The organism is Idiomarina sp. UBA4206 (genome assembly GCF_002383015.1).
GTDB classification, from domain to species: Bacteria; Pseudomonadota; Gammaproteobacteria; order Enterobacterales; family Alteromonadaceae; genus Idiomarina; species Idiomarina abyssalis.
This window is the reverse complement of record NZ_DFTS01000012.1, coordinates 40652-41605: the sequence shown is the minus strand read 5'-3', so window position 1 is coordinate 41605 and position 954 is coordinate 40652. Positions and strand designations below refer to the sequence as shown.

General features: G+C 46.2%; 2 protein-coding genes. Both read left to right on the top strand.

Annotated features, from left to right (window positions below; genetic code table 11):
• On the top strand, window positions 1–327 hold a 327-nt coding region (locus B3180_RS02390; protein WP_286842784.1), incomplete at its 5' end, for a putative dsRNA-binding protein.
• Window positions 324–954 (top strand): GTPase Era (gene era / locus B3180_RS02385; protein WP_286842782.1); only part of this gene is annotated, 631 nt, incomplete at its 3' end. The genes B3180_RS02390 and era, both read left to right, overlap by 4 nt.

Here is a 954-nt window from a genome sequence, read left to right as displayed (position 1 = left end):
ATTGGCGCCATTTATCTCGATAGTGAAATAGATCGAGTCCGCCAAGTGATACTGAACTGGTTTCAACCACAACTGGAACAAATTAAGCCAGGCGTCAGTCAGAAAGACCCTAAAACCCGATTGCAAGAATTACTGCAATCACGCCAGCAGCCTTTACCCGAGTACGACGTTGTTGCTACGCAGGGTCAGGCTCACAACCAACAATTTACCGTAAACTGTTCTGTAGAAGGTATCGATGACCCTTTTAAAGGCACAGGTACCAGCCGCCGTAAAGCCGAACAGGCAGCAGCAACGGCCGCTTTAGAACATTTGCAGGAGAGCGCATGACGCTGGATATTGAACTGGATGAGAATAAACACAGTGGCTTTGTTGCCATCGTAGGTCGTCCTAACGTAGGTAAGTCGACACTGATTAACCATTTGCTTGGACAAAAAATCAGTATTACCTCCAATAAACCTCAAACGACCCGACACCGTATTCTGGGCGTTGATACCGATGGCGACTGCCAGGCTATTTATGTGGATACGCCGGGTATGCATAAAGAAGAGCCTCGCGCGATTAACCGTGTGATGAACCAAACCGCTTCGTCTGCTTTAAAAGACGTCGACTTAGTGCTCTTTGTTGTCGAGAACTTAAAGTGGCTGGAAGATGACAAAATGGTGCTGGAGAAAATTCAGCGCAGCAAAACACCCGTTGTACTATTGGTTAATAAGGTCGACCAGCTTAAAGACAAAGAACGATTATTACCGCATTTGCAGTGGTTGAATGAACAGCATTCATTTGCTGCTATTTTGCCAATATCGGCGACTCACGGTGATAATATCGACGAGTTGCGCAAAATTGTCCGCAGTCATTTGCAACCGGGGTATCACTATTATCCGGAAGACTATGTCACCGATCGTTCAGTACGCTTTATGGCGGCAGAAATTATTCGCGAGAAACTGATGCGCTTTA